Consider the following 3,712-nt stretch of genomic DNA (forward strand, 5'->3'; position numbering starts at 1 on the left):
GGGTGCTGGGCCAGTTCACTCAGCGCCTGTTGGGCCGCCGCCAGGTGCTCGGGGTGGCCACTGTCATGGAAGGCGTCCAGCGCCACGGTGGCGCGGTGCAGCCATGCGCTGGGGGTGCTGGCCTCGGGCAGCATCCACTGCTGCTGGCCCAGGGCATTGCCTCGGGCGGCCTTGCTGCTGTCGGAAGGGCGCAGTGCCACCCGCTCTGCCAGTGCCAGGGCCAACCCCCATAGCGCATCGGCGCTGCCCTCTTTCAGCTCCAGTTCGACCTCGCCAATAGGGGCGTGGGCGCTGCCCGCCACGATCTCCCCTTCGTCCACCACCAGCTCGATGGCGCTGCCTTGCCATGCCAACGGCCAGGTACGGCGGTGGAAATCGGTGCTCAGCGTGGGTTGCAGCGCCGCTATCTGCTCGGCCAACGGCCCTTGAAACGGCGGCAGCTTGGCCAGCCCGGCCTGGTCGAGAGCGTGCTCGTCCAGCGGCCACTCCCACTCTTCACGACGCGATAGCCCGCCGCCGCCCTGGCCTGCGGTCTTGACCGTTTGCAGCACGCGCTGGCCCAGTCGGCGCAGCCGAACGGCGACCCGGCCAGCGGCCAGATGGCCCTGTGGAGTATCGAAATAGGTGTTGGTCAAGGCCTGCTGCTGGGGCGGCTCTGCCAAGAGCGGATGGGCCAGCAGCGCGTCGAGCGCGCCGGGCCCCAGGGCCAGCTTCAGTTCGACTTCCTGAGGGGCCGCCGGATGAGGGTGTTGGGTCATGACGCTTCCTGCCAAGTGGTCTATGTTGCGTATTGATGACGGTTAAATGAACTTTTTATGACGAAGCCGAGCGCACTCTTTATACTGTCGCCCGCCATTTCCAGGCTCCCCGAAAACAGGCTAAAGGCTCTATGGTAACCTCCAACCCTTTTTCCGCGATGTTTGGCCGCTCGCCATTCCAGCCGCTGCTGGCCCACATCGTCAAGGCCAATGAATGCGCCGACCTTCTCCTGCCGTTCTTCGAAGCGACCCTTGCCGGTGACTGGGACGCCGCTGCCGAGCTGCGCGAGCAGGTGACCTCGCTGGAGCACGAAGCCGACACCCTCAAGACCGAGCTGCGGCTCAATCTGCCCAATAGCATGTTTCTGCCGGTCTCGCGCTCGGACCTGCTCGATTTGATCAGCGTACAGGACAAGATCGCCAACAAGGTGCGTGACATTACCGGCATCATGCTGGGCCGTAAAATGCGCGTGCCCGACGAGCTGGCCGATTTGATGCGTGAGTACATGGCCACCAGTGTGGCCTGCGTGGCCCAGGCGCGCCAGGCGTTGGAAGAATTGAAGGACCTGCTGGAGTCCGGCTTTGGGCGCAACGTCTCGGACGTGATGCAGAACATGATCCGCGAGCTGCACGTGCTGGAGCACCAGGCCGATGATCAGCAGGTGGCGATTCGCCGCCGTCTTTTCGAGCTGGAAAGCCAGCTTCCCCCCGTGGATGTGATCTTTCTATACAAGATCATCGACTGGGTCGGCGAAGTCTCCGACCGCGCCGAACGCGTGGGCAGCCGCCTGCAGATCCTGACCGCACGCTAAGGGGCTCCCATGCAGATTATTGTCCAGCACGGCGACATCTTTATCATTCTGGCCTGCCTGTTTGGCTTCTTCATGGCCTGGGGGGTGGGTGCCAACGACGTGGCGAACGCCATGGGCACCTCGGTGGGATCGAAAGCGATCACCATCAAGCAAGCCATCATCATTGCGGTCATCTTCGAGTTCCTGGGGGCCTGGCTGGCCGGGGGCGAAGTCACCGCCACCATTCGTGGCGGCATGCTGGACCCGGCACTGCTGGAAGCCAACCCGCAGCTGCTGGTATACGGCATGTTGTCGGCCCTGCTGGCGGCGGGTATCTGGCTGATGATTGCCTCGGCCCGAGGCTGGCCGGTGTCGACCACTCACTCGATCGTGGGCGCCATCGTGGGCTTTGGTGCCGTGGGCCTGGGCGTGGAAGCCGTGGCCTGGAGCCGCGTGGGCACCATTGCTTCCAGCTGGGTCATTTCGCCGCTGCTGGCGGGCACCATCGGCTTCGTGTTGTTCAAATCGGTGCAGTACCTGATTTTCGAGAACAAGGACCCGTTTGCCGCCGCCAAGCGCTACGTGCCGGGCTATGTGTTTCTGGTAGGCTTCATCGTCTCCATGGTCACTCTCACCAAGGGGCTGACCCACGTGGGGCTCGACCTGGGCTTTGGCCAGAGCTTCCTGCTGTCGATGCTGATCGGCATCGTGATCATGGGCGTCGGGGTGGTCATGCAGCGGCGTATCAAGTACGTGCAGAGCGCCAGCGACCACTTCGGCTATGCCAACGTGGAGCGGGTGTTCGGCGTGCTGATGATCTTCACTGCCTGTGCCATGGCGTTTGCCCATGGTTCCAACGACGTGGCCAATGCCGTTGGCCCGCTGGCGGCGGTGATCAGCGTGGTGCGCAGCGACGGCGTGATCGACAGTGCCGCGCTGGTGCCCTGGTGGGTGCTGGTGCTGGGCGGTGGCGGCATCGTGGTGGGCCTGGTGACCTACGGCCATAAGGTGATTGCCACCGTGGGCACCGGCATTACCGAACTGACCCCCAGCCGTGGCTTTGCCGCCACGCTGGCGGCAGCCACCACCGTGGTGCTGGCCTCCGGCACCGGGTTGCCCATCTCGACCACCCATACTCTGGTCGGGGCGATCCTCGGCGTGGGCCTGGCTCGTGGCATGGCGGCGCTGAACCTGCGGGTGATCGGCACCATCGTCATGTCCTGGCTGATTACCCTGCCCGCCGGGGCGGGGTTGGCCATCGTGTTCTTCTTCATGTTCAAGGGCATGTTCGGCTGATACACCTCTCCCCAGGCTAACGCTTGGCGGGTATACGGCGGCACCTTCGACAGCCGGTCTCGAGAGGAGATCGCTGCAATAGAAGGTGCCGCTGTTTTTTATGCTCTGTTAAAGTAAGCGTGATCACTTTCATTCACCTGCTGCCGGAGAGCGGCCCTTGGACACACGTTTCCCCTTTGTCGACTGGTTTCGTAATGCCTCCCCGTACATCAATGCCCACCGGGGGCGAACCTTTGTCATCCTGATTGAAGGCGAAGCCATGGCGTCGGGCCGAGGAGAGCAGCTGATTCAGGACCTGGCCTTGCTGCACACCCTGGGCGTGCGCCTGGTGGTAGTGTTCGGCATTCGCCCCCAGGTGCATGAAGCGTTGACGGCCGCAGGTGTGGAGCCCACTCGGGTGGATGGCCGCTGGGTCGCCGACCGCGCCGTGATGGCCCATGTGGAGCAGGTAGCGGCGCACCAGCGGCTCTGGCTGGAAGCGCGGCTCTCGTTGGGGCTGCCCAGCACGCCATTGCACGGCGTAGAGCTGAGCGTGATTTCCGGCAATCTGGTCACCGCCAAGCCGCTGGGCGTGCGTGAGGGCGTGGACTTCGATCACAGCGGTGAAGTGCGCCGGGTGCGCGCCAGCGCCATCGAAGGGCTGCTGGAGAAGGGCTCGCTGGTGCTGCTGCCGCCGCTGGGGTTCTCCAGCACCGGAGAAGTGTTCGACCTGGACGCCTCGGAAGTGGCCCAGCACGCCGCCGTGGCGCTCAAGGCAGACAAGCTGATTCTGCTGGGCGAATCCGAAGGCCTGGAGGACGAGCAGGGCGCGCTGCTGCGCCAGCTTTCACCTTTCGAAGCCGAACCGCGCTTGCAGCAGGCCGTGCC

The 3,712-nt window shown here is 64.3% G+C and carries 3 protein-coding genes and 1 pseudogene; 3 read left to right on the forward strand and 1 reads right to left on the reverse strand.

Annotation, left to right across the window (positions count from 1 at the left end):
• Window positions 1–758, reverse strand: a 758-nt coding sequence (locus tag B7L71_RS08670) for a CYTH domain-containing protein (RefSeq protein ID WP_081137387.1), incomplete at its 3' end; no start/stop codon positions are given.
• 131 nt (window positions 759–889) lie between these two features.
• On the opposite strand from B7L71_RS08670, the gene B7L71_RS08675 reads away from it, so the two are divergent.
• The 3 genes and pseudogenes from B7L71_RS08675 to argA form a co-directional block, all read left to right on the forward strand.
• Window positions 890–1,570 (forward strand): TIGR00153 family protein, encoded by a 681-nt coding sequence (locus tag B7L71_RS08675; RefSeq protein WP_039183511.1) that lies wholly within the window; start codon window positions 890–892, stop codon window positions 1,568–1,570.
• A gap of 9 nt (window positions 1,571–1,579) precedes the next feature.
• Window positions 1,580–2,845 carry an inorganic phosphate transporter gene (locus B7L71_RS08680; RefSeq protein ID WP_081137353.1) on the forward strand — a complete coding sequence of 422 codons (1,266 nt, stop codon included), beginning with the start codon at window positions 1,580–1,582 and terminating at the stop codon, window positions 2,843–2,845.
• A 208-nt stretch (window positions 2,846–3,053) separates the two neighbouring features.
• Window positions 3,054–3,712 (forward strand): annotated as a pseudogene (gene argA, locus B7L71_RS08685) (amino-acid N-acetyltransferase); the annotation flags it as partial.

It is taken from the genome of Halomonas sp. BC2 (genome assembly GCF_002078115.1).
Classification (GTDB): domain Bacteria; phylum Pseudomonadota; class Gammaproteobacteria; order Pseudomonadales; family Halomonadaceae; genus Vreelandella; species Vreelandella stevensii.